The sequence below is a fragment of the Rhizobium sp. SG_E_25_P2 genome, assembly GCF_029892285.1.
Classification (GTDB): Bacteria; Pseudomonadota; Alphaproteobacteria; order Rhizobiales; family Rhizobiaceae; genus Rhizobium_E.
The window spans coordinates 243,903-265,313 of sequence record NZ_JARXVM010000005.1 but is presented as its reverse complement, the minus strand read 5'-3'; the positions used below and the strand labels follow the sequence as shown (position 1 = coordinate 265,313).

The 21,411-nt window shown below is 60.9% G+C and carries 24 protein-coding genes; 10 read left to right on the top strand and 14 right to left on the bottom strand.

All coding sequences use genetic code 11. The annotated features are described in order from the left end of the window. Positions 1 to 246 precede the first annotated feature (246 nt). On the bottom strand, positions 247 to 855 hold the full coding sequence (locus M2360_RS10110; RefSeq protein ID WP_280774917.1) for a YqgE/AlgH family protein: 609 nt from the start codon (positions 853 to 855) through the stop codon (positions 247 to 249). 135 nt (positions 856 to 990) lie between these two features. On the opposite strand from M2360_RS10110, the gene M2360_RS10105 reads away from it, so the two are divergent. Further along, positions 991 to 1,776 carry a protein-disulfide reductase DsbD domain-containing protein gene (locus M2360_RS10105; RefSeq protein WP_280774942.1) on the top strand — a complete coding sequence of 262 codons (786 nt, stop codon included), beginning with the start codon at positions 991 to 993 and terminating at the stop codon, positions 1,774 to 1,776. Between the two features lie 53 nt (positions 1,777 to 1,829). Then, positions 1,830 to 2,315 (top strand): peroxiredoxin, encoded by a 486-nt coding sequence (locus M2360_RS10100; RefSeq protein ID WP_280774915.1) that lies wholly within the window; start codon positions 1,830 to 1,832, stop codon positions 2,313 to 2,315. A 43-nt stretch (positions 2,316 to 2,358) separates the two neighbouring features. Here M2360_RS10100 and M2360_RS10095 read toward each other — a convergent pair whose 3' ends face one another. The 4 genes from M2360_RS10095 to M2360_RS10080 all read right to left on the bottom strand — a co-directional run bounded on the left by M2360_RS10095 (position 2,359) and on the right by M2360_RS10080 (position 4,979). Next, the gene (locus tag M2360_RS10095) at positions 2,359 to 2,901 is read right to left on the bottom strand and encodes a GNAT family N-acetyltransferase (protein ID WP_280774913.1); all 543 of its coding nucleotides are present in this window, start codon (positions 2,899 to 2,901) and stop codon (positions 2,359 to 2,361) included. A 71-nt stretch (positions 2,902 to 2,972) separates the two neighbouring features. Further along, positions 2,973 to 3,188 carry a hypothetical protein gene (locus M2360_RS10090; RefSeq protein WP_280774911.1) on the bottom strand — a complete coding sequence of 72 codons (216 nt, stop codon included), beginning with the start codon at positions 3,186 to 3,188 and terminating at the stop codon, positions 2,973 to 2,975. A gap of 152 nt (positions 3,189 to 3,340) precedes the next feature. Then, positions 3,341 to 4,657, bottom strand: coding sequence for a type II toxin-antitoxin system HipA family toxin (locus M2360_RS10085; protein WP_280774941.1), 1,317 nt, complete (start codon positions 4,655 to 4,657; stop codon positions 3,341 to 3,343). Beyond that, positions 4,647 to 4,979 (bottom strand): helix-turn-helix domain-containing protein, encoded by a 333-nt coding sequence (locus tag M2360_RS10080; RefSeq protein ID WP_280774909.1) that lies wholly within the window; start codon positions 4,977 to 4,979, stop codon positions 4,647 to 4,649. Before M2360_RS10080 ends, M2360_RS10085 begins: the two co-directional genes overlap by 11 nt. A 464-nt stretch (positions 4,980 to 5,443) precedes the next feature. Between M2360_RS10080 and M2360_RS10075 the strand changes: the two genes are divergently transcribed. From M2360_RS10075 to M2360_RS10060, 4 genes are all read left to right on the top strand, one after another. After that, positions 5,444 to 6,625, top strand: a complete 1,182-nt coding sequence (locus M2360_RS10075) for a DUF2778 domain-containing protein (RefSeq protein WP_280774907.1) — start codon at positions 5,444 to 5,446, stop codon at positions 6,623 to 6,625. 64 nt (positions 6,626 to 6,689) lie between these two features. Continuing rightward, positions 6,690 to 6,995, top strand: coding sequence for an NIPSNAP family protein (locus M2360_RS10070; protein ID WP_280774940.1), 306 nt, complete (start codon positions 6,690 to 6,692; stop codon positions 6,993 to 6,995). Positions 6,996 to 7,190: 195 nt separating this feature from the next. Beyond that, complete coding sequence (locus M2360_RS10065) at positions 7,191 to 7,592, top strand: GFA family protein (RefSeq protein WP_280774905.1); 402 nt, start codon at positions 7,191 to 7,193, stop codon at positions 7,590 to 7,592. A 411-nt stretch (positions 7,593 to 8,003) separates the two neighbouring features. Then, the gene (locus M2360_RS10060; protein ID WP_280774904.1) at positions 8,004 to 9,035 is read left to right on the top strand and encodes a glycosyltransferase 61 family protein; all 1,032 of its coding nucleotides are present in this window, start codon (positions 8,004 to 8,006) and stop codon (positions 9,033 to 9,035) included. Positions 9,036 to 9,402: 367 nt separating this feature from the next. Here the strand turns inward: M2360_RS10060 and M2360_RS10055 are convergent, their stop codons facing one another. Next, on the bottom strand, positions 9,403 to 11,598 hold the full coding sequence (locus M2360_RS10055; protein WP_280774902.1) for an esterase-like activity of phytase family protein: 2,196 nt from the start codon (positions 11,596 to 11,598) through the stop codon (positions 9,403 to 9,405). Positions 11,599 to 11,886: 288 nt separating this feature from the next. Here M2360_RS10055 and M2360_RS10050 point away from each other — a divergent pair, with 288 nt between their 5' ends. Next, on the top strand, positions 11,887 to 12,537 hold the full coding sequence (locus M2360_RS10050; RefSeq protein WP_280774900.1) for a pyridoxamine 5'-phosphate oxidase family protein: 651 nt from the start codon (positions 11,887 to 11,889) through the stop codon (positions 12,535 to 12,537). Positions 12,538 to 12,618: 81 nt separating this feature from the next. Here the strand turns inward: M2360_RS10050 and M2360_RS10045 are convergent, their stop codons facing one another. Next, positions 12,619 to 13,572, bottom strand: a complete 954-nt coding sequence (locus M2360_RS10045) for an endonuclease/exonuclease/phosphatase family protein (protein ID WP_280774899.1) — start codon at positions 13,570 to 13,572, stop codon at positions 12,619 to 12,621. A 194-nt stretch (positions 13,573 to 13,766) separates the two neighbouring features. On the opposite strand from M2360_RS10045, the gene M2360_RS10040 reads away from it, so the two are divergent. Then, positions 13,767 to 15,857 carry an EAL domain-containing protein gene (locus M2360_RS10040; RefSeq protein WP_280774897.1) on the top strand — a complete coding sequence of 697 codons (2,091 nt, stop codon included), beginning with the start codon at positions 13,767 to 13,769 and terminating at the stop codon, positions 15,855 to 15,857. Here M2360_RS10040 and rnhA read toward each other — a convergent pair whose 3' ends face one another. After that, positions 15,858 to 16,298: a ribonuclease HI gene (rnhA, locus tag M2360_RS10035; protein WP_280774895.1), complete on the bottom strand. Its 441-nt coding sequence runs from the start codon at positions 16,296 to 16,298 to the stop codon at positions 15,858 to 15,860. It abuts the gene before it with no gap. Further along, positions 16,295 to 17,272, bottom strand: a complete 978-nt coding sequence (locus M2360_RS10030) for a homoserine kinase (RefSeq protein WP_280774894.1) — start codon at positions 17,270 to 17,272, stop codon at positions 16,295 to 16,297. The genes rnhA and M2360_RS10030 overlap by 4 nt, the downstream gene beginning before the upstream one ends. Positions 17,273 to 17,450: 178 nt before the next feature. Here M2360_RS10030 and M2360_RS10025 point away from each other — a divergent pair, with 178 nt between their 5' ends. Both M2360_RS10025 and M2360_RS10020 read left to right on the top strand, forming a co-directional pair. Next, positions 17,451 to 17,759, top strand: coding sequence for a DUF1778 domain-containing protein (locus tag M2360_RS10025; protein WP_280774892.1), 309 nt, complete (start codon positions 17,451 to 17,453; stop codon positions 17,757 to 17,759). Beyond that, entirely contained in the window at positions 17,759 to 18,307 is a 549-nt protein-coding gene (locus M2360_RS10020) for a GNAT family N-acetyltransferase (RefSeq protein ID WP_280774890.1), read from the top strand. Before M2360_RS10025 ends, M2360_RS10020 begins: the two co-directional genes overlap by 1 nt. Before the next feature lie 3 nt (positions 18,308 to 18,310). Here the strand turns inward: M2360_RS10020 and ispH are convergent, their stop codons facing one another. The 5 genes from ispH to M2360_RS09995 all read right to left on the bottom strand — a co-directional run bounded on the left by ispH (position 18,311) and on the right by M2360_RS09995 (position 21,402). Beyond that, positions 18,311 to 19,303: a 4-hydroxy-3-methylbut-2-enyl diphosphate reductase gene (gene ispH, locus M2360_RS10015; protein ID WP_182827146.1), complete on the bottom strand. Its 993-nt coding sequence runs from the start codon at positions 19,301 to 19,303 to the stop codon at positions 18,311 to 18,313. Positions 19,304 to 19,331: 28 nt separating this feature from the next. Beyond that, entirely contained in the window at positions 19,332 to 19,730 is a 399-nt protein-coding gene (locus M2360_RS10010; protein WP_280774886.1) for a DUF1304 domain-containing protein, read from the bottom strand. A 218-nt stretch (positions 19,731 to 19,948) separates the two neighbouring features. Further along, positions 19,949 to 20,680, bottom strand: a complete 732-nt coding sequence (locus tag M2360_RS10005; RefSeq protein WP_280774884.1) for an SURF1 family protein — start codon at positions 20,678 to 20,680, stop codon at positions 19,949 to 19,951. Beyond that, the gene (locus M2360_RS10000; RefSeq protein WP_280774882.1) at positions 20,673 to 21,056 is read right to left on the bottom strand and encodes a DUF983 domain-containing protein; all 384 of its coding nucleotides are present in this window, start codon (positions 21,054 to 21,056) and stop codon (positions 20,673 to 20,675) included. Before M2360_RS10000 ends, M2360_RS10005 begins: the two co-directional genes overlap by 8 nt. A gap of 64 nt (positions 21,057 to 21,120) precedes the next feature. Further along, positions 21,121 to 21,402, bottom strand: a complete 282-nt coding sequence (locus M2360_RS09995; RefSeq protein WP_280774880.1) for a GNAT family N-acetyltransferase — start codon at positions 21,400 to 21,402, stop codon at positions 21,121 to 21,123. Between the last annotated feature and the right edge of the window lie 9 nt (positions 21,403 to 21,411).

Here is a 21,411-nt window from a genome sequence, read left to right as displayed (position 1 = left end):
GCAAACACTCTCATCACACAAAACCGCCCCTGGTCCCCAAACGCCCCTTGACTTCAAACACAGATGCTCATCCCCCTGCCGGGACCTTCTCCCCGTAGAACGGGGCGAAGGAGGATGGAGCGGCGACCGCGCCAAATCGCCCTTCGCCCCGCAATGCGGGGAGAAGGTGGCGGCAGCCGGATGAGGGGCGGCGCACGACATTTCCATGATGCGGTTACAGTTGCCAGCTTTCAGGCGATCCGCCCCTCATCCATGCCCCACCTGCATGGACAGCATCGCGGGATTGACCCCCATCAGCGCCAGAGCGCGATTGTATTTGCCGTCAAGCATGCGGTCGAAAATCAGCGTCTCATCCGCAGGGCAGGTCAGCCAGCCATTGTTGGCGATTTCGTTTTCGATCTGGCCGGCGCCCCAACCGGCATAGCCGAGCATCAAGGCGGCCCTGGCCGGGCCCTTTCCGCGCGACATGGCGCGGATGATGTCGACGGTGGCGGTGAGGCAGATGTCTTCGCTGACGGGAATCGAGGATTGGGTCAGGTAATCGTCGCTGTGCAGCACGAAGCCGCGGCCGCTTTCCACCGGGCCGCCGCGCTGGATGGGCATGCTGCGCGCCGCATCCGGCAACCGGATGGCGTCCTCGTCGCCAATCACCTTGAGATGAAGGAGAATGTCGACAAAGGTCATCTGTTGCGGCTGATTGATGACGAAGCCCATGGCGCCCTGATCTGAATGAGCGCAGATATAGACGACGGCGCGGGCGAAATTCGTGTCGGCCATACCCGGCATGGCGATCAGAAAATGACCGTCAAGAAAACCACGTTCGCCTTTGCTCTTGAGCGTCTTGATATCGACCATGGTCCCAGCCTATCAATTCATGGTGAAATTAAAAGGTCGAAGATGCGTTCCATCGGTTTTTTTCGTATCCGGCTAAAACACGCAAATTCGATGGGCGACATGATGACGGGACGAGGAAAGACAGGCTTGAAAGCGGTGCTGGGCGCGTTTGCGATCGCGGCGTTCGCCGCCTCCCCTGCAGCTGCGGCGACAAGCGATTGGGCGGTGTCCGACGGCGGCCGCATGCGACTGGTGGCGCTGCCCAACCAGGAGGGCGGCTATGACGCCGCCTTGCAGATCGAACCCGCCTCCGGCTGGAAGACCTATTGGCGCCATCCTGGCGACGCCGGGCTGCCGCCGCTGATCGATCTTACAGGCTCCGACAATCTGGCGCTTTCGTCGACCGCGTTTCCCGCCCCCGAGATCGGCCGCGACGAAGGCGGTCTGTTCTATGGCTATCACCGGCCCGTCAGCATCATGCTCAGACTGAAGAGCGCCGCGCCCTCGGAGACCGCCAAATTGAAGGCTGCGGCGATGATCGGGCTGTGCAAGGAGATCTGCCTGCCCTTCCAGGCCGATTTCGAACTCGCGCTCGGCCCGGATGCGCGCCCCGAAAGCGATGAATTCCTGACGCTCGCCCTGGGTCGTTCGGCGCTGCCGGAAACACCCTCGGCAAAGTTCGGCGTGAGCGACAGCCGGATGAGCGCGGATGGCAAGACCCTGCAGCTGACGCTTCGTCTGCCGTCGGACCAGACGCCCGAAATCGCGCTCGCCCCCTCGCCCGGCCTGGCGTTCGGGCCGGCGCGGTTCATCCCCACCGGAGCCGACAAGGGCGCGCTCGACCTGCCGGTGACCCGGCGGCCCGAGACGGGGCCGGCGGTTGTGACAATCCTGATCAAATCGGGATCGCGCACGATGGAAACCACGCTTGCGGCTGAGTGACAGCACCCTATAGTGACGCGCGAAGAATCCCGCATAACAATGGAGAGACCCCCATGACCATCGCCATCGGAGATAAGATCCCCTCCGTCAAGCTCAAGGAAAAGACCGCCGACGGCGCGTCCGACATCGACAGCGCCGAATTCGCCAAGGATCGCACCGTGGTGATCTTCGCCGTTCCCGGCGCCTTCACCCCCACCTGCTCGCTCAACCATCTGCCGGGCTTCCTCGACAAGCGCGACGAGATCCTCGCCAAGGGCGTCGATGAAATCGCCGTGGTCTCGGTCAACGACCACTTCGTGATGGGAAGCTGGGCCAAGAGCTCGGGCGGCGAAGGCAAGATCCGCTTTTTCGCCGACGGCAACGGCGATTTCGCCAAGGCCGTGGGCCTCGATATCGACCTCTCCGGCGGCGGCCTCGGCCTGCGCTCCAAGCGCTATTCGATGGTGGTGAAGGATGGCGTGGTCACACAGCTCAACATCGAACCCAATCCCGGCCAGGCCGACATGTCGGGCGCCGAAACGCTGCTCGGCCAGCTCTGATATTTTGCGCGGCGTTTTCGGTCTTCGGAAGCGCCGCTCTCGCTCATGACGACTGCGGCGCGCGCCAGGATGCGCGGGTGGCTTCATACCAGACTTCGCCCTGATCGGCGCCTGCGATCGGATAGGGCCAGTGCGGATGCACCGTGCGTGCGTAGCGAAGACCGATCTTCTCCATCACCCGGCGCGAGGCGTGATTGACCGCCATGGTCGAAGCCGTGATCTTGTCATAGCCGGCCTCCGAGAACCCCCAATCGACCAGCGCGATCGCCCCTTCCGAGGCGAGCCCATGGCCCCAGGCGTCGCGCCATAGCCGATAACCGAGCTCCGCCTGCCTCTCATCGTCCGGCCACAGGCAGAACCAGCCAACGAAGCTGTCATCAGCGCTGAGCCGCGCAGTCCAGACATGCGGCTCGCTGCCGCGCGGCATCAGATAATCGGCGTCGGGATCGGTCCGCTCGGGATCGAGATCCCGCCCGCCATTGAGAAAACGCATGACCTCGGGATCGCGCTCCAGCGCGATGAAATCGGCGCGATCCTGCGGCTGGCAGGGGGCAAGCGTCAGGCGCTGGGTGTGAAGACGGGTCATGAGGGGCTCACGCGTCAGGAGATCACCCCACTATGGCCTACGGAGCGCCCGCCGCAAGCCCTGAGACGACGTCACCGGTCCCAGGTGATCAGGATCAGCGCCACGAACATTGCCGGCACGGCTGTAAGCGCCGGGATGATGATGGCGGGATAACCAAAGGCCAGGATGGCGAGCAGCCAGCAGGCGAGGAGATTGACGATGAACAACAATTTCGTCGCCGCCGGCCCGCAGACCGCCTCGCGCAGCGCCCAACCGAAAACCGGAATGTTGTACACCAGCGTCGTCATCTCTCTCTCCTTCGTGTTTCGAGGTTGCGAGAGTTGATAAATGACAGATGGGCGTTAACGGAGAGGACGCGGCGCCGCAGGACGGATTGACGCAGTTTTGAAAGGGAACGTCTTGTCGCATCTCTCCGTCCCCCTGATGTTGCGCGCCGCTATCAGCCGAGCGCATACCGACGCGCGTCTTCAAAACGCCGCAGCAGCGCATTGTGCGCGGGCGCAAGACCTTCTACACAGTAGCTGTTCAGAAACTGCCGTCCGGCAAAGAGCCTGCGGTCGGTTTGCGTAAGCTTGGCTTCTTCGCAAATCTCGCGCCATTCACTGGCGATCGTCGCAAACTGCGCCTCGATGAGGCTTTTGGCTTCATCTTCATTGAGAAAGAAATCAGGCGCGGCGGCAAGGCAACTCTGCAACGTGCTCATGCGGTTATCGCCCTTGATCAACATGGCTTGCGTTGCTTCGTTGCCGGTCCTGCCTTGCGGACAAATGTCATAGGCGGGGGTCAAAGTCAGCATCCTGCCATCCCAGAAGGCGGCGTGGTTGCGGGCATGGTCGTCGGTGTTGCCGCATAGAATATTGAAGACGATACGTCCATACAGCTCACGCAGCGTTTCCTTGGGGGCGGTGAAGCGGTGACGGACAATCTCAGCAAGGTCTTCGTAGGAGGCGTAGCGCGCCATCATCTCATCAAGACCGAGCATCGTAAGAGCCGACACCATCGCCCGTCGCTGCCAACCAGTCTTCGCCTTGATGCGATCAAAGCGGTCGATCAGCAGGACATCCTTGCCCGCTGCCGCAATCATCGAGACGGAAGCGACGTTGAGGCCGCAACAAGAGGCCAACTTCATGGCGATGAATTCCGCCTTCACGACGCTATAGAGATCGGCGCTCGACGCGAACTTCGCGATCAGTTTACGATCGCCATCGTCGATCAAGACCTTCGGACGGGCGCCGCCGATCGACGTGCCATGGTTCAGGGCCAGATCGAGGACAGGCGTTAAAGGGACGCCTTTGTCGATCCGGTCAGCCGCCTCCAACAATTCCTCATAGGGCGCCTCCGCCTTGAGGCGCGGCGAATATTCCGTAGCGGAATGCTGAAAGTCGAGCGCCCCGATCCGGTCCGAACCCGATTCAAGCAAATAGGTGAGTTCGGTGATGGCTCCGGCTTCTGACCCAGCGTCACTGACGCCCGTCAGGCGGTTGATGATCACGCGGCGGCCCCAGGCGTCGGGCGCGCCGTCGCGGATACTGCCTGCCATACGCAGACCGTCGATCGGCGCGATCAGCCCGCGTTGAAGGGGAAGTTCGGGATCATAGATCGCGATCGCGCCATCTCGACTGAGGTAGCTAGCGCCGTAATTGAAGGCGTATCCCCCCGCGTCCCGGGTCAGCAGACCGGCAACGACAGGCTCGGTCTCACCGGGCAACCAGATCCAGACATAGGCTCCTTTACGCCCGGTCGGCTTAGAAGTCATCGTCGAACTCCGGTTTGCTATGGCGAACACTTTTTGGCAGCAATGTCAGCTTCTCGTCGAGGCGAGCATTTTGTATCGCCAGCGTCCGATCGTCGGTTTCGAACAGACGAACGCCAACGAGAGCGGCGACTTCGAAGACAATGCCGATTTCGGAGCCAGATTGGCCATTCTCGATCCCGCGCAGGGTTTTGCGGGATATGCCGGCGCGTTCGGACAATTCGACAGCCGTGAGGCCGCGCTCCAAGCGGCCAGCCTTGATTTGCTTGCCCAGGATCGACAGCGCCTGCTTGGTGACGCGAGAGTAGCTGCGTGTCCGTTTCATGAAGGGTCCGTTGATTTAAGTGCTTCAAGGCCAGGGATCGATCGGGCGCGGGCAACTTTGAGCGCTCAGAATGGGTCCGATGAACCGACATTGCAAGCGGTGTATCTTTTATGATCCATTATAAGGGCATATGGCACTTTAAATACCCACATCGTCAACAGAATCGGCCTATTCTCGGATTTGGCGCCCCTACGTCATAGTGTGGGGCCATCCATATGCTTGCCCCCAGCCATCCCCACGCCGCAATCCCCTGGCATGCCCCTCGCCGGTCGCATCGACCGCCCTTGCCCATTTTCCCGAAAAAGATCGAGGCGGCGTTTAGAGTTTGCTTACCATATTTGTACATTCTTACCCCGTTCGGTCTGGTTGTGGCGGCTTTGCTCCCGCGGCTTCCGAAAAGTGTAACGACGCGCGGACGGCGGTTGCGGCTTCGCGTCAGGTAACGAGTTCGGGTAAGAGTAGTCATGGCGTCTGTGAGTAAGTCCGCGCGTATCGCGGCGAAGTCCCATCGAGGTCCTGTGCTCACGATTGCCGTGAGCGCCATGCTGCTGGGCAGCGTCGTTGCCGGCTCCGTCTGGGGGTTGGCCTCCATGCTCGGCGCCATGCACGAGGCGCGGCAGGCGCTGGCCGAAGGGCCTGCGACGCTTATGTCCTCCCCTCGCCCGTTCCAGGTCGCCGCGACTGATGCATCCGCCGGCGAACGCCGGGTGAAGATCGCCAAATTTTCAAGCCTTTCGACATTCGCCGGCCTGCCGCTGGATCGGACGCAGATCGCCTCCGCCGCCGACCGGCTTACGCATCAACGCCACATCGACATTCAACTCGCGCTTGCCGAGCAAAGGAAGAAGGCCGAGCAGGTCAAGATCGCAGCAGCGGCCGAGGCGGCCAAACTGGTCGCGCGGGCCCCGACGACGACTGAGACGCCCTCCATGGCGACGGCGATGCTGGAAGACACGCCAAAACCCGACATGAAGCCCTTCAACCTCGTGCTGGCGCAGCCAGAGACGGACGAGGAGACGGCGCTGCCGAGCGAGGTTCCGCTGCCGGAAGCCAAGCCGCTGGTCGAAACCGCGTCGCTCGAACGCAAGCCGGTCGAGGACAAGCCCGCCGCGCCGAGAACACTGGGCGACCGGCAGGACAGCGCCCGCGAAAAGCCGAAACGGTCGCTGTTCAGCGATCTCTTCGGCGGCGCCGACAATGGTCGCGGCTGGCCGGGCAAGAACACCAAAGTGGCCATCTACGACGTCTCCAACGCCACCGTCTATATGCCCGACGGCACGAAGCTCCGCGCCCATTCCGGAATCGGCCGCATGCGCGACAATCCCCGCTTCGAGCATGTGAAAATGACAGGCCCGACGCCCGCCGGCATCTATCGCCTGTCGATGCGCGAAAAGCGCTTCTATGGCGTGGAAGCCATCCGCATGACCTCGATCGACGGCCGCCACCCGAAGAACCGCACCGGGCTTCTCACCCACACCAATCTGCTGCGCGGCCAGATCGGCTCGCATGGCTGCGTCGCCTTCCGGAACTACGAACCCTTCCTGCGCGCCTTCAAGCGCGGCCAGATCACCATGATGGTGGTGGTGCCGGAACTGCCCTCGTCGCGCAACCAGCTGGCGGCGCTCTATCGCAAGGCGGGGGCGTGAGGGCTCTGAATTTTGCGCTGTGCGCCCGATCTTCTCAAACTTTGCAGAATGGAAGGATATTTCATTGATTACATGCCATGTCCGGTATGTCATCGATCCCTACAAGGTCGGTGAGTTTGAAGAATATGCGCGTCTCTGGCTGCCGATCGTCGCCCGCATGGGCGGAACCCATCACGGCTATTTTCTGCCTGCCGAGGGCGCCAACAATATTGCGATCGCGCTTTTCAGCTTCCCTAGCCTCAGCGCCTATGAAGATTACCGTCAGCTGATGGTGAACGACCCCGAATGCATCGAAGCGTTCGCACTGGAAAAGCTCAACCGCAGCATCCTCAGCTATGAACGGAGCTTCATGAGACCGGTTCTGCCCTGAAGGCAGGGCCCGCTACCCCTCAGGATCGAGGCACATCACAGATGGGAAATATCCTCCGCCCGGTTAGCCGACGCTCACGATGACTGATGATTTTCTCGCTCTCAAAGCTCCGCCGGCGTCGACAGCCATTGCCCTCCTGCATTAACTTGTCATTTGAGCGCCCCAGCGGCGGCGGCGGAGCGAATGGGAGGACGCATGCTGATCGGATCCTGTCATTGCGGCAAAACCGGCTTCACGCTGACAGGCGATCCCGGCTCGATCACCGCCTGCAATTGCACGCTCTGCCGCCGCTATGGCGTACTCTGGGCCTATGACTACGAGGGCGAGCGGATCGCCATCACCGGCGAGACGGCGTCTTATACGCGTGTGGACCGCACTGAACCCAGCCTCGAAATCCTGTTCTGCCCATCTTGCGCCTGCGTGGTGAGCTGGCGAGGTCTCAAACCCCAGGCTGACGGGCGCAGGCGCATTGCGGTGAATGTCAGGCTCGCGCCGCCGGAAGCGGTCGCTCATCTGGCGATCGATCATTTCGACGGACTGGAGACCTGGGAGGATCTGCCCTCGCAGGGCAAGTGCGTGCGGGATTTGTGGTTTTAAGGCAAAGTGTCGAAAAGCGTAAATGCTCGCCGCTGGCTCAGGATGCGAGCATGCAAGCATGCGAACATGGCGTACAGCAAGGTCTTCCTAACATCCAAGGGGCGCCAACTCATCCGACTGCCGAAGGCCGTCGCGTTGCCGCGCAATGTAAAGCTGATGGACATCGTCGCCATCTGACGCAGGCGGATCATTTCTCCGGCCTGAGACTGCTGGGACAATTGGTTCGACGGCGAAGGGGCGACGGAGGATTTTATGGAGGAACGCGGACAGCCGGATGCGCAGGGGTGTAGTGCGCCTTGATGACCGGGAACTAACATGGCGACTACTGGCGCCATACATGCAGGTTGACAGTCAGCGCACCATATTTTCTATTATTCTCGGAAACTATTATTCGCACGCTCAGGGGTTGGCATGTACATTTCTCCTTTACTGCAAGCAGTTTCATATGACAGCCATGCCGTACGCGGCCCCGGAAACCATGAAAATAACTTGGGGTCTGTGACAACGATGGCGTCTTCGCTCGTGTCTATTGAAAACGCTTCGCTGGTCGGCCCGGGATACATCATGAAGGGTAGCGAACGCATTTACGAAATAGGGGGACAAACACTCTTCGCAGGTTACGTGAAGAGCTGGACGGAAGATGGGCGCGCCTATTTTAACCGCGACAGCGAGAAACCCGAAAGCCTGTTCAATCGCGCCGACCAACTGGAAGAGATACGGCTGGACGCCTTCTATACATTCGTACATTACAACATGATTTACGGCCACTTCCTCCTGGAAATGATGCCAAGGCTTTTCCTCATTCGCGACCTGATCTCGCGCGGGTATAGACACCCTGTTGCCATGCCTAGGACAGCGCCGGACTGGATGCGAAAGCACGTAGCGGAAATACTTCCTGACGCGGAAATCGTGCACTTTGACGACACGAAACAGAAACTTGTCGGCGACATATTGGCCATTTCCGGCGACTTTCTGTTCATGCACCCTTCTATAGTGAGGAAGTATGCGACATTTGCTGAGCCGACAGGCTCGCATCGAAAGGTGTTTCTGGTCAGGCCAAAAGGGCACCAGTCACGACGCGTGTTCGCCGGCGAGTCTTTATTTTCAGAAAGCGCCAAGGCGCTCGGGTTTGAAATTGTCGACCCATCATTACTTAGCTTCCGCGAACAAGCCGCGCTCTTCGCATCCTGCTCAATCGTCGCAGGCGAATTCACAAGCGCGTTGCACAACACAATTTTCTGTCCGCCAGGAACAGCCGTTGTGGGAGTGAACCGTATTTCCGACATCCAATGGCGAATAGCCCAAGCCTGCGGCCACTATCTGGATTATGTGGAGCCGAAAGGCGGGGCGATAGATTGGAGTGAATGGACGCAATTCGAAGCTGATGTAGATCTATTCACAGCAGCGTTGGGACAGGCGCACTTATTCGTTGGCGCAAGATGATCCACCCACAATTTCATCCGAATGCGTCGCGCAAAGCACCGAATTGCCAAAAGCGGAGGACACGGCCAATTGGTAACACCAAATACGCCGAAGGCGCTGCAATCCTCACAAGCCGAAGCATACATAAAAATAATAAAGAAGACAATATAATGGCATTTATATTAAATAAATCACCGTATAACTAAATATAAAATCCCACAATCAGAAATATTTATGATTCACATAATTTTCCATTTAATAAATCATAGAGCCGCTGAACGAAGATTGTTATAATTTTGACGTTACGGCAACTCCATGACATCAAAAAAGGCGAGAGCGCCCCCGCTCCCGCCTTCGATCGTCCTTGTATGACCAAAGACGCCCCGTGTTACATGCCGGCCTTCATCTGCACGGCCCAGAACATGGTTTCGCCCGAGGCGTCGTCGAGACCGTCATTGTCGGTCACGGCGAAGGGCTTGCCGGCGGCGTCGAAGGTGAAGCCTTCGAGCTTGTCGAGGACATAGCCATTGGCGGTCTTGAGATCGGGCAGGAAGTCGTGGACTTCTTCCTTGGTGACCACCGGCAATTCGCCGCCGAGCTTGGCGGGCTTCAGCTGGTCGAGCGAAACGCGATAGAGCTTCTTGATCTTGGCCTTGTCGCCGATCTGGTTGTCGCGCTCGACGATGTAGGCGAAGCCGTCATGGAAGGTGAGTTCGGACAGGCCGACCCAGCCGTCCTCGGCCTTGTCGAGCGGATAGCGCACCGCGCCCCATTCTTTGCTGGAAGGCTTGTAGGAGACGAGCTTGACATGGCGCTTGTCGTCGTCCTTCCACGGGCGCTGCACGGCCATCCACAGGACGGTGTCGTCGCCCTTGCCAGAGATGGCGATGCCTTCGAAGCCGAAGCGGGTCTCGTTGGCGGTCAGCTCCGTCGGCAGAGCGATCTCTTCCTTGATCTCGCCCTTCTTGTTGACGTGATAGAGCGCGTGCGGAACGAGCTTGTCGCTGTTGCCTTCCGAGGCGAGCCAAAACCAGCCTTCCTCATCCACCGCAATGCCTTCGATGTCGAGCTTCTGGGCGTTGTCGCCATTGCGCTTGACCACCATGCGGTCGACGATCTCGGCCGGGCTCTTGGTGGCGTCGATGGTGAAGATCGACGGCTGGTTGCCGTAGAAGCTGTCGTTGACAGCATAGAGCATGCCGGGCTTTTCCGGCACGGCGGCGAGACCAGAAAGCGCGCCCCAGCCGATCACTTCACCATCCTTGTCCTTGGAGACGAGCTGCGGATAGGCGGCTTTGCCGTCCTGCAGTTCATAGAGCATCACATGGCTGCGCGCGCCGCCGTCTTCGACGAGGTCGAGTTCATTGGCAGTGGCGAGCAGCTTGCGCGAGGCGATCGCCACGCCGCCTTCTGGCGAAATGCCCGAGGGCAGCAGCTGGACGAATTCAGGCTCGGCGCCGGTGTCCTTGTAGACGGCGACCAGCGAGGCGCGCTCTTCGAGCACGAAGATGTATTTCACGCCGTCGATGGTGGCGACTTCGAGGCCTTCCGGCTCGACGCCCTTCTTGCCGGCGCGCTTTTCCGGATAATGGCCGATGCGGGCGGCGGCCAGTTCCAGCGCATTACCGGAATCAAACAGCACCTTGCCCTTGGTGTCGAAGATGGTGAAGCTACGGCTGCCGCCTTCCCAATCGCCTTCGTTGGCGACGACGAGGCGGTCATTGTCGAGCCACTTCACGGCGTCGGGCTCGCGCTTGACGTCTTCCACCTTGCCGGTGAAGTCGAGCTTGCCATTGGTCTTGGCGTCGGTGTTTTCGATCGTGACCGAACCGGCGGAGAAGTGGTTGACGATCGAGCCGGTCTTGCCGTCGACGATGACGATGTGGTTGTTTTCCTGCAGCGTCAGCGCGATCTGGCCGGCGTCGTTGATGGCGACGAATTCGGGCTCGGGATCTTCGGGCGCGATCGCGGCTACGCCGGTCATGGCGACATGCTTGAGTCCAGCGCAATCAGCGGCGCCGTCCTTGATCGGCACGATCACGAGATCGCCAGCGGGCATCTGCGGCAGGGCGCCGTCATTGAGGTCCTCGTCACGCTCGTTCTCGATGGCGATGGCGACAAAGGACTTGTCCTTGGAAAGCGAAATGGAGTCGGGCTGGCCGCCGAGATCGCAGGTCGAGGCGACCTTCTTGCCTGCCATATCGATGGTTTCGAGCTTGCCGGCCGGTTTGGCCTTGCTCTCGCCGGTGTTGACGGCAACCAGCGCGGTCTGGCCGATGATGGTCACCGAGGTCGGCTCGCCATCGAGCATCACCGAACCGAGCGCTTTGGGCGCCTTGGCGTTGGTGATGTCGATCATGCCGACGGCCTTCAGCGGGCTGGACGTGTAGACGAGCGTGTTGCCGTCTTCGGTGGCGGCAATGATTTCGGCCGAGGTCTGGGCCTTCTGATCCTGGTCGGCGGGCGTGTTGGACGCGACCGGGAAAGAGGCGATGCGGTTGAAGACAGTCTCGGCGAGCGCGCCCTGGGCGACTGATGCGAGAAGCAGGGAAACGAATGCGGCTTTCGAAAGTCGGCTGGTCATGAAACTCTCCCTCTTGGCGGTGGTAACTCCGCCGTCACATGCGGCATGGACATGACAGAGGGATGACAAACACCCGACCCCGCGAACAGCCGAAGCAATTCTTCGCATTGCGGTCGGCCAGTTGCGCCATACCGACGATCTGATGGCGCGGCAAGGCATTCTCGTTCCTTTGACAGCCTTGCGCATTGCCATCGAGACATTTCAGAGGTACGTACATCATATTGCTGAAACATGGCGCTCGCCATATGCGCCCCGTCTGGCGCGCCGGCGAAACGGGAGGAGAAAGCCATGAGTGACTACACGCCCAATCCGGAGCACCGGATCACCGACGAGGCGTCGTTGAGACAGTTGTTCGGCGCTACGCATGATCTGGCGATGCGCAAAAGCCTGGACAGGCTAAGCGGGCATGCCCAGGATTTCATCCGGCGTTCGCCTTTCCTCTGCATCGGCACGCAGAACATGGATGGACGCGCCGACGTCAGTCCTCGCGGCGATCCGGCCGGCTTTGTCACGATCCTCGACGATCGGACGCTGGCGATCCCCGATCGGCCCGGAAACAACAGGCTGGATACGCTGGTCAATATCGTCGCCAATCCGAGCGTCGGCCTGCTGTTCATCATTCCGGGTTTCGACGACACGTTGCGGGTGAACGGAAGAGCGGATGTCGTCACCGATCCCGAGCTTCTTGCCGGCATGGCGATCCAGAACAAACCTCCGAAAGTCGCCATCGTGGTGTCCGTCACGGAAGTGTTCATGCATTGCGCCAAAGCCTTCCGGCGGTCGCATTTGTGGGATTCAGAGCATTTCCAGGATCGATCGGAAATGCCGTCGCTCATCAAGATTATCCTGGACGAAACGTCAGGCGCGCCGGCCGACGACAAGGACATGAGCGCCCTGGACGAGGCGCTTGAGCAGGACTACCAGAAGACGATGTATTGACGATATGCGTGGCGCGGGCCGCTTTCACGGCCCGCATGCAAAAGCAACGATCTATCCCCCAGGACTGGGGGATAGGCGAATTCAGAAGCTGACCCGCGCCATCGTGGCGCGATGATCGGCCGGCCAGGGCGTGACGACGATATCGGCCTCGGGCGCCTTTTCACCGACGACGCCGGCCTTCAGCACTTTGAGGTTCTTGGCGCGGCCGAGCGTGTAGTCGATGCGGTCGTGGTGATCGTCTTTCGCCGTGGGCTCGGATGTCGGCGTCCAGGTGAAGGCGGGTTTGGCCGCGACATCCGGCCAGGCGGCGCGGAACAGATCGACAAAACCCCAGCTTTCAATGCGCTTTGCCGAGGGATAGGCGACGACCATCGGCTGCAGCTTGGCCGTCACGGCGGCTTCGGTCCAATCGAGATGCGAGGGCTCGTTGAAATCGCCGAACACGAAGACGGCGTCGGCGCCGTCGGCGGCCTTCATGTCCTGTTCGAGCAGATCGAGCGCCGGGCCGCGCGCAGCCTTGGCGGCGGCGACCGCTTCGTCTCCGGTCTTCAGGAAGGGCGCGGAGCCATATTCGATATTGAGCAGCTGATAGGGCTGATAGGGAAAATCTGTCAGGTGGATATTATAGGCCATGATCCGCTTGCCATTAATCATGATCTCGACGCCGAGATCGTTCTTCGTAGCCTTGCCGATCGGATAGCGGGACAGGATGGCGTTGGCCCAGAGCGCTGGATTGGTCGCAGACTGGTCGTAGTAGTAATAGCCGAGCGCTTTGGCGAGTTCGGCCGCCACCGATTTTCCGGTCGGCACACAGTTCTCGGCCGTGCAGGGATCGGGCTCCGGCTTGGTTTCCTGGATGCCGACGATATCGGGATTGACAGCCTTGATCGCCGCGACCGTCTCGGCGACGGACTTGCCGGCATTGACGCCGCCGCCCCAGATATTGAAGCTCATCACCGTCAGCTCCTCCGCCGAGGCTGATACGGGCGACATAAGAAGCGATGCCGCACAGGCCGTAAGAAGAATGAATTTCATGATCGTTCTCCGACAAAAAATCGCGCGATTTCGCGGACTTCGCTGATTTCTAGCGATCCAGCGTAACATGACGACGACAGATCAGCCGCGTTGTAAACGGAATTTTAAGCATGCGTTTCAAACTAATCCGCTGTTTTAGATTCGAATCATACTTTTCCGCGTAAGTGATGACGCCCTCAAAAACAGCGGACGCCATGACCACCATTCTCGACTGCCTCTTCAACCAGCACGACCTGCGCCTTGTCGCGGTCGCCGCCTTGATCTGCATAGCCGGCAGCTGGACAGCGGTTCGCCTTTATCGGCGCGGCAGAGCGGGCGACGGCGCGGAGCAGCTGGGATGGTTGTTCCTCGGGGCGACGGCTGCGGGATCGTCGATCTGGTGCACGCATTTCATCGCCATGCTGGCCTATGAAGCGCCGACCGGCGTGAGCTTCAATCCCGTGCTGACGGTGATTTCACTGCTTGTCGCCATTGTCGGCGGCTTCGCGGGATTGTTGATCGCCGGTGGACTGCCTTTCCGCTTCGGCCCCGCCATCGGCGGCGGCGTGTTCGGGCTCAGCATCGCGGCCATGCATTACATCGGTATGAACGCGTATGTGGTGGAAGGCGTGATCGATTGGGATCGCACGCTGACGGCTGTGTCCATCGCCCTCGCCGGCCTCCTGTCAGCGGCGTCCATTCAGATCGCCAGCCGCGATCGGGCCATGGCCTCGAAGGGCATCGCCGTGGCGCTGCTGGCCTTGGGCGTGGTTCTGCTGCATTTCATCGGCATGGCGGCGTTTCGGGTGACGCCCATGTCGATCGGCGTGCTGTACACCGATCCGACCGCCATGCAGGGCATGGCGATCTCGGTGGCCATGGTCGGCCTCATCGTGCTCGGCGCAGCCTTCGCCAGCTATCTCATCGATGGCCGCACACAAGCGCGCTCTCTCAGCGAACTGCGCCGCATGGCGTTGAGCGACATGTTGACGGGCCTTTCGAACCGCGCGCATTTCACCGATGAACTGGAACAGAAGGTCCGCCGCAGCCGGAAAACCGGCCACGGTTTCACGCTGGCTGCGATCGATCTCGACCGTTTCAAGGAAATCAACGACATGCGCGGTCACGCCGCCGGCGACCACACGCTGGTCGTGATCGCGGAACGTATGCGCGCATTCAAGACGGACGGCGTACATGTGTTCCGCATCGGCGGCGACGAATTCATCGCGCTGGTGGATGGCGCCGACCGGACAGCCGCCGCATCGCTTCTGACCCGCCTGCGCGCAGCGGTGATCGCGCCTTTCGTCATCGATGGCTATGAACTCAGCGTCGGCGCGAGCATCGGGGCCGCGCGGTTTCCCGACGATGCGACGAATGCGGAACAGTTGCAGCGTAACGCCGATCTGGCGCTCTACCGGGCGAAAGCCGAACCGGCGGACAAGATCTGCTTCTTCGAAACTGAAATGGACGAGGCGGCGCGGCTCAAGCGCGAACTGGCGATCGACCTGCGCCGCGCCATTGAAAACAACGAACTGCGCCTGCATTATCAAGTGCAAACATCCGTCTCCTCAGGTCTCGTCACCGGCTTCGAAGCGCTGTTGCGCTGGACACATCCGACCAGAGGACGGATTGCCCCCTCCGACTTCATTCCGCTCGCCGAGGAGAACGGCCTAATCCTGCCGCTCGGCGAATGGGCGTTGAAAACCGCCTGCCGCGAATGCGCCCATTTCCGCAAACCGCTCAAAGTGGCGGTCAATCTTTCGCCCGTGCAATTCCTGCATCCCGACCTTCCGGGACTGGTGGCGGCGACGCTTGCCGAGACGGGCATGCGTCCGGAATGCCTTGAGCTCGAGCTGACGGAGTCGGCGATCATTGCCGACAAGGCGCGCACCCTCGCCACGCTGTTGAAAATCCGCGCGCTTGGCGTGACCATCGCGCTCGACGATTTCGGCACAGGTTATTCGTCGCTGGAAACGTTGCGGAGCTTTCCCTTCGACAAGATCAAGCTCGATCGTTCGTTCATGACTGAACTGGAAAGCAATCAACAGGCGCGCTCGATCATCCGCGCCGTGCTGGCGCTCGGCCGCAGCCTCGACATTCCGGTGCTTGCCGAGGGCATCGAGACGCGCGACCAGCTGGAAATCCTGCATGAAGAGGGTTGCGACACGGCGCAAGGTTATCTGCTCGGGCGCCCGGCGCCATTCGAGGAAATCAATCTCCTGACCGATCATGCGGTGCATACGCTGCGCAACACGCTGTGGGAGTTGCGCGCCATTCCCGCCTCCCTGCGCACGCAGGCGGTGTGATCAGCGCTTCTTGAACGGCTCCATGCCCTTGCGGGCCAGTTCATCGGCGCGCTCATTCTCGGGATGGCCGGCATGGCCCTTGACCCAGTGCCACTTGACCTTGTGGCGCTGGTTGGCGGCGTCAAGCGCCTGCCAGAGTTCGCCATTCTTGACCGGCTTCTTGTCGGCGGTCTTCCAGCCGTTCTTTTTCCAGCCGAAGATCCATTTGGAGATGCCGTCCATGACATATTTGCTGTCGGTGTGCAGGTCCACCTCGCAGGCGTCCTTGAGCGCCGTCAACGCCGAAATCGCCGCCAGAAGCTCCATGCGATTGTTGGTGGTGTCGGCCTCGCCGCCGAAGAGCTCCTTCTCGGCCTCGCCATAGCGGAGGATCGCGCCCCAGCCGCCCGGGCCCGGATTGCCCGAACAGGCGCCATCGGTGTAAATCTCGACCTGTTTCATGCGTCTGCTTTCATTTCGAGGCCATATTCGCGGGCATGCTCCACCTTCTGGTGAAAGCGCAGCTTGCGCAGATATTCCTTCGGATCCTTCTTGGTGACCATCGCGCCCGCCGGCGTCATGATCCAGTCATAGAGGCGGGTGAGGAAGAAGCGCAGCGCTGAACCGCGCGCCAGGATCGGCAGCGCCTCGATCTCTCCTGCGGACAGAGGCCGCACCGATTGATAACCGGCGATCATCTCCATGCCCTTGGTAAGGTTGAAGGAGCAATCCTTCTCGAAGCACCAGGCGTTGATACAGACGGCGAGATCGTAGACGAGATAGTCGTTGCAGGCGAAATAGAAGTCGATCAGCCCCGAGAGCCTGTCGTTCAGGAAGAAGACGTTATCCGGGAAGAGATCGGCGTGGATGACGCCAGACGGCAAATCCTTGGGCCAATGCGCCTCGAGAAAATCGAGTTCCGCCGGAATTTCCGCCGTCAGCCCCGCCTCCACGTCATCGGCGCCATCGACCGACTTGTCCCAGAGCGGCCGCCAGCCGGACACCGACAGCGCATTCTCGCGGCGGATCTCGAAGCCTTCGCCAGCCAGATGCATGCGGGCGAGCGCCTCGCCGACATCGCGGCAATGGCGCGCCTCGGGCTTTCTCAGCCACATGCCTTCGAGGAAGGAGATGAGCGCGGCCGGACGGCCCGCCAGTTCGCCCAGTTGCGCGCCATCCTTGCGCGGCACCGGCAGCGGGCAGGACAGGCCGCGATCGGCGAGATGCTGCATCAGGCCGAGAAAGAACGGCAGGTCGTTGCGATCCACCCGCTTCTCATAGAGCGTCAGAATATAGGGCGCTTTGGTGGTGTGCAGCAGGAAATTGGAATTTTCGACGCCCTCGGCGATGCCCTTATAGGACATCAGCTCGCCCGCATCATATTGGGTGAGGAAGGACTTGAGTTCGTCCTCGGAAATATCGGTGTAGACGGCCACGGCGGCGTTCCCATGCTGAAGGCTCGGATGCCGAACGCATAGCGCGGGCACGGGATGATCGCCAGTCCCACTGCGACACGGGGCACAGGTTTTCGGAGGGTGCGAAGCACGTGATCGACGGCGACTTGCCAATGTACGTCGAATGTGCGCACAATACTTAGAGAAAAGGAGTTCAGATATGCGCGGCTTTCCCGATATCGCCGATGACGTCGATGAGCCCAATGACGCGCGCATGAATTTCCGCACCAAGGCGCGGATCAAGGCGACGATTCAGCGCGCCGCAGCTCTTTCCGGGGTGGACGACACCGCGTTTACAATCAACGCCGCCTACAAATCCGCACTGGAGACGATCGCAGCCCATGAGAGGACATTGCTCCAGCCCGCTGACCATGCCGCCTTTTTCGACGCTTTGGACAATGCGCCAGCCCCGACGCCTCAGCTCAAGCAGGCCTTTGATCGCTATCGGAAAACAGTGATTTTGCGCTGATGGATAAGGTCGACGAGGCGTCGTTCGTCATTGAGCCGCTCGACCCGGCCCGGCATGATCGGGACGGTTTTTCGAGCGGCGTCATGCAGGTCGACAACTTCCTCAAGAGAACGGCCAACAAGCTTTCTCAGGCAGACAATCTCCGGACTTATGTGATGACGGAGGACGGCCGCACCATCATCGGCTTCTACGCGATCAACAGCCATGCGATCGACTATCACGACCTGCCCACCCGCTACGCGCGAACGCGACCGGGTCATGGCTTGATCCCCGCCGCCTTCATATCCATGATCGGGCGAGACCACCGCTATCACGGCAAAGGCTATGGCAGCATTCTTCTGATCGATTGCCTGGTGCGATTGACGCGGGTCGCGGACCAGATCGGCACCGCCATGGTCATGCTCGACGTTCTCGACTGCGGCGACCTCGAACGGACAGCGCGGCGGACGGAGCTTTATCGCAGTTACGGCTTCACGCCGCTTTCAGCACAGCCCCTGCGCATGTATCTGCCGATTGCGACAGTACGATCGATGCTGGGGACGTCTTGAGATTTACCCGTTCACCCAGGCCATATCCTCATGGGTGAGCTCGATATGGCGGATTTCGCGGTTGACGGGGAAGTGTTCGTTTTCCTCGGCCATTTCGGCGAGTTCCACGGTGGCGTCATAGCGCTCGCGGAAGGCTTCGATGATTTCGTTGACGATCACTTCGGGCGCCGAGGCGCCGGCGGAGAGGCCGACGGTGGTCAGCGGTCCATAGGCGGCCCAGTCGATTTCGCTGGCGCGCTGGACGAGCGCCGCGTGGCGGGCGCCGGATTTAAGCGCCACTTCCACCAGACGCTTTGAATTTGACGAGTTGGGGGCGCCGACGATGAGGAACAGGTCGCAATCGGGCGCCGCCATCTTCACCGCGTCCTGGCGGTTGGTGGTGGCGTAGCAGATGGAATCGGCGGCCGGATCCTGAAGATTGGGGAAGCGTTCCTTGAGCTTGGCGATCACGCCTTCGGTGTCGTCCACGGACAGCGTGGTCTGGGTGACATAGCCGAGATTGTCGGGATCAACCGGCTGATATTTTTCCGCGTCCTCGACTGTGTCGACCAGCGAGACCGCCCCTTCGGGCAATTGGCCCATCGTGCCGATGACTTCCGGATGACCTTCATGGCCGATCAAGATGACATGGCGGCCGAGGCGGCGATGGCGGAGCGCCTGCTTGTGAACCTTCGACACCAGCGGACAGGTGGCGTCGAGATAGAAAAGATTGCGCGCCCTCGCATCGGCCGGCACGGATTTCGGCACGCCATGAGCGGAAAACACCACCGGCTGGGCGCGATGCTCCTCGGGGATCTCGTCGAGTTCCTCGACGAAGATCGCGCCCTTGGCCTCCAGCCCCTCCACCACATAGCGATTGTGGACGATCTCGTGGCGGACATAGACGGGCTTGCCATAGGCTTTGAGCGCCAGCACGACGATCTGGATCGCGCGGTCGACGCCGGCGCAGAAGCCGCGCGGAGCGCAGAGGCGGATGGTGAGCGGCGTCTTGGTCATGTCGGGGCTTGCCTTAGAAATTTGTCGTTCAGCCGGATACCGGCGCAACCGCCATATAGGGATTGGCGAAGGCCAAGGTAATAGCCAGCGCGACAAGAGCGGGCAAGCCTTGAATGATCAGGATGCGGCGCGATGCCGACCAGGCGCCGTATAGCGCCGCGACGATCACGCAGCCGAGGAAGAAGGCTTTCAACTGAAGAGCTATCACCGGATCGGAATGAACAAGCGACCAGATGAGGCCGGCGGCGAGAAAGCCGTTATAGAGCCCCTGATTGGCCGCCAGAACTTTGGTCAGCTCGGCTTTTTCCGGCGTGTTGCGGAAGGCCTTGAGGCCTTGCGGCTTGGTCCAAAGGAACATTTCGAGGATCAGGATCCAGACATGCAGCAGCGCCACGAGCGCGACGAGGATAGTGGAGAGGTGGTGCATGCGCGGGGCCTTTCATCAATGGATTTGGGTGGAATAGGAAGTTAAGTTGATTGGCATTACGAAAGGTGTTGTGCTCCGCCCCTCTTCCCCCTGCCGGGACCTTCTCCCCGCGCCTGCGGGGAGAAGGAGGATGTGGCCAGGATGGCGCTCCATCGCCCTTCGCCCACGATCGCGGGGAGAAGGTGGCGGCAGCCGGATGAGGGGCGAAGCGCGACCTCTCATTTTGTCCCGCCGCGCCGCTTGCGCCAGTTGAGCGCCCCGATGATCAGCAACACCGCAGCCAGCCCGTACCAAGTCAGCGCATAGCTCAGATGGTTGTTGGGAAGGTCCACCTGGGTGACGCCGCCTTTCGGCCAGCCGCCGGGATTGGGCGCAGCGTCGGCGTCGATGAAATAGGGCTCGAGCGTGTCGCCCGCGACGCTCGCAGCGACCGCCATGGCGTGGATGTCCTTCCAAAAATAGATGCGCTTGCCGGGTTCGTTTTCAGGCGTCACCCAGGAGGGCTTTGCCGCCAGCGGAGCGCGGTAGAGGCCCGTAATGGTCACTTCGCCCGCGAGCTGCCCCTCAGTGCGCCTGGCGGGATCTTTCAGCGCTTCGGGCACGAAGCCACGATTGATGAAGGCGGTCCGGCCATCGGGCCGGATCAGCGGCGTGTAGACGTGATAGCCGACATCGCCATCAAGGGTGGCGAAAAAGTATTGCTCATGCGCATGATCGAAACGGCCGGTGACAGTGACGCGGCGATACTCGCCTTCGACATCCGGGTTCGGCAGAGCGCGGATCGTCTCGACCGGCACGGGCGCGGCGTTGCGGTTCTTATCGATCTCGACCAGCAGCGCCTGTTTCCACTGCAGCCGCTCGACCTGCCAGGTGCCGAGGGCCAGCAGGGCTGCGAACACGACGAGGAAGGCGACGATCCAGCCGAAAGCCGGCGAACGGCGCTCAACCATGATCGATCTCGCCGGGGCGCGCCTTGTTCTTGTATTGCAGGGCGATCAACAGGCTTTTCAACACCCGGAGCAGCCAGAGGCTGAGGCCGATGGTGAGTGGAATCCACAGCAGAAGATGCAGCCAGATCGGCGGATTGTAATTGACCTCCATCCACAGCGCGAGGCCGACCACCACAAAGCCGATGATCAGGATCACGAAGACGGCGGGTCCATCGCCGGAATCAGCGAAGGAATAATCCAGCCCGCAAGCCGTGCAGGCGGGCCGCACTTTCAGCAAGCCGTCATAGAGCTTTCCCTGCCCACAGCGCGGACAGGCGCAGGCGATCCCCGCCTTGATGGGATCGATGGGCGCAAACAGTGCTTTGTCTTCGGTCATGGAATAGTCTCCCCTCGCCTCTTCCTACAGGTGAAGCGCCCGGGCAGGAAGGCGGCAAATCGCATCATCGGCTGATGACGTCCGCCCATTCCGGATGCCGCTCCACCTGCGCTTTGAAGAAAGGGCAGAGCGGGATGATCTTCCAGCCGCCGGCGCGGGCCGCCTGGACGGCGAAGTTGGCGAGTTTCGCGCCGACACCCTGGCCGCGATAGATATCCGGCACGCCAGTGTGATCGATGATGATGAGATGGGCCGAGGCCCGCGAAAAGGTCATCTCGGCCTCGGCGCCCGGCTCGCCGGTTACATAGCGGCCGCCTTTGGCGCCGTCCTCGGTTCTGATGTCCATTTCGCGCTC

Coding starts and splice junctions, on each gene's coding strand:
- M2360_RS10110 (WP_280774917.1), bottom strand. CDS start 855: ATGGTCGATATCAAGACGCTCAAGAGCAAAGGCGAACGTGGTTTTCTT.
- M2360_RS10100 (WP_280774915.1), top strand. CDS start 1,830: ATGACCATCGCCATCGGAGATAAGATCCCCTCCGTCAAGCTCAAGGAA.
- M2360_RS10095 (WP_280774913.1), bottom strand. CDS start 2,901: ATGACCCGTCTTCACACCCAGCGCCTGACGCTTGCCCCCTGCCAGCCG.
- M2360_RS10090 (WP_280774911.1), bottom strand. CDS start 3,188: ATGACGACGCTGGTGTACAACATTCCGGTTTTCGGTTGGGCGCTGCGC.
- M2360_RS10085 (WP_280774941.1), bottom strand. CDS start 4,657: ATGACTTCTAAGCCGACCGGGCGTAAAGGAGCCTATGTCTGGATCTGG.
- M2360_RS10080 (WP_280774909.1), bottom strand. CDS start 4,979: ATGAAACGGACACGCAGCTACTCTCGCGTCACCAAGCAGGCGCTGTCG.
- M2360_RS10075 (WP_280774907.1), top strand. CDS start 5,444: ATGGCGTCTGTGAGTAAGTCCGCGCGTATCGCGGCGAAGTCCCATCGA.
- M2360_RS10065 (WP_280774905.1), top strand. CDS start 7,191: ATGCTGATCGGATCCTGTCATTGCGGCAAAACCGGCTTCACGCTGACA.
- M2360_RS10060 (WP_280774904.1), top strand. CDS start 8,004: ATGTACATTTCTCCTTTACTGCAAGCAGTTTCATATGACAGCCATGCC.
- M2360_RS10055 (WP_280774902.1), bottom strand. CDS start 11,598: ATGACCAGCCGACTTTCGAAAGCCGCATTCGTTTCCCTGCTTCTCGCA.
- M2360_RS10050 (WP_280774900.1), top strand. CDS start 11,887: ATGAGTGACTACACGCCCAATCCGGAGCACCGGATCACCGACGAGGCG.
- M2360_RS10045 (WP_280774899.1), bottom strand. CDS start 13,572: ATGAAATTCATTCTTCTTACGGCCTGTGCGGCATCGCTTCTTATGTCG.
- M2360_RS10040 (WP_280774897.1), top strand. CDS start 13,767: ATGACCACCATTCTCGACTGCCTCTTCAACCAGCACGACCTGCGCCTT.
- rnhA (WP_280774895.1), bottom strand. CDS start 16,298: ATGAAACAGGTCGAGATTTACACCGATGGCGCCTGTTCGGGCAATCCG.
- M2360_RS10025 (WP_280774892.1), top strand. CDS start 17,451: ATGCGCGGCTTTCCCGATATCGCCGATGACGTCGATGAGCCCAATGAC.
- M2360_RS10020 (WP_280774890.1), top strand. CDS start 17,759: ATGGATAAGGTCGACGAGGCGTCGTTCGTCATTGAGCCGCTCGACCCG.
- ispH (WP_182827146.1), bottom strand. CDS start 19,303: ATGACCAAGACGCCGCTCACCATCCGCCTCTGCGCTCCGCGCGGCTTC.
- M2360_RS10010 (WP_280774886.1), bottom strand. CDS start 19,730: ATGCACCACCTCTCCACTATCCTCGTCGCGCTCGTGGCGCTGCTGCAT.
- M2360_RS10005 (WP_280774884.1), bottom strand. CDS start 20,680: ATGGTTGAGCGCCGTTCGCCGGCTTTCGGCTGGATCGTCGCCTTCCTC.
- M2360_RS10000 (WP_280774882.1), bottom strand. CDS start 21,056: ATGACCGAAGACAAAGCACTGTTTGCGCCCATCGATCCCATCAAGGCG.
- M2360_RS09995 (WP_280774880.1), bottom strand. CDS start 21,402: ATGGACATCAGAACCGAGGACGGCGCCAAAGGCGGCCGCTATGTAACC.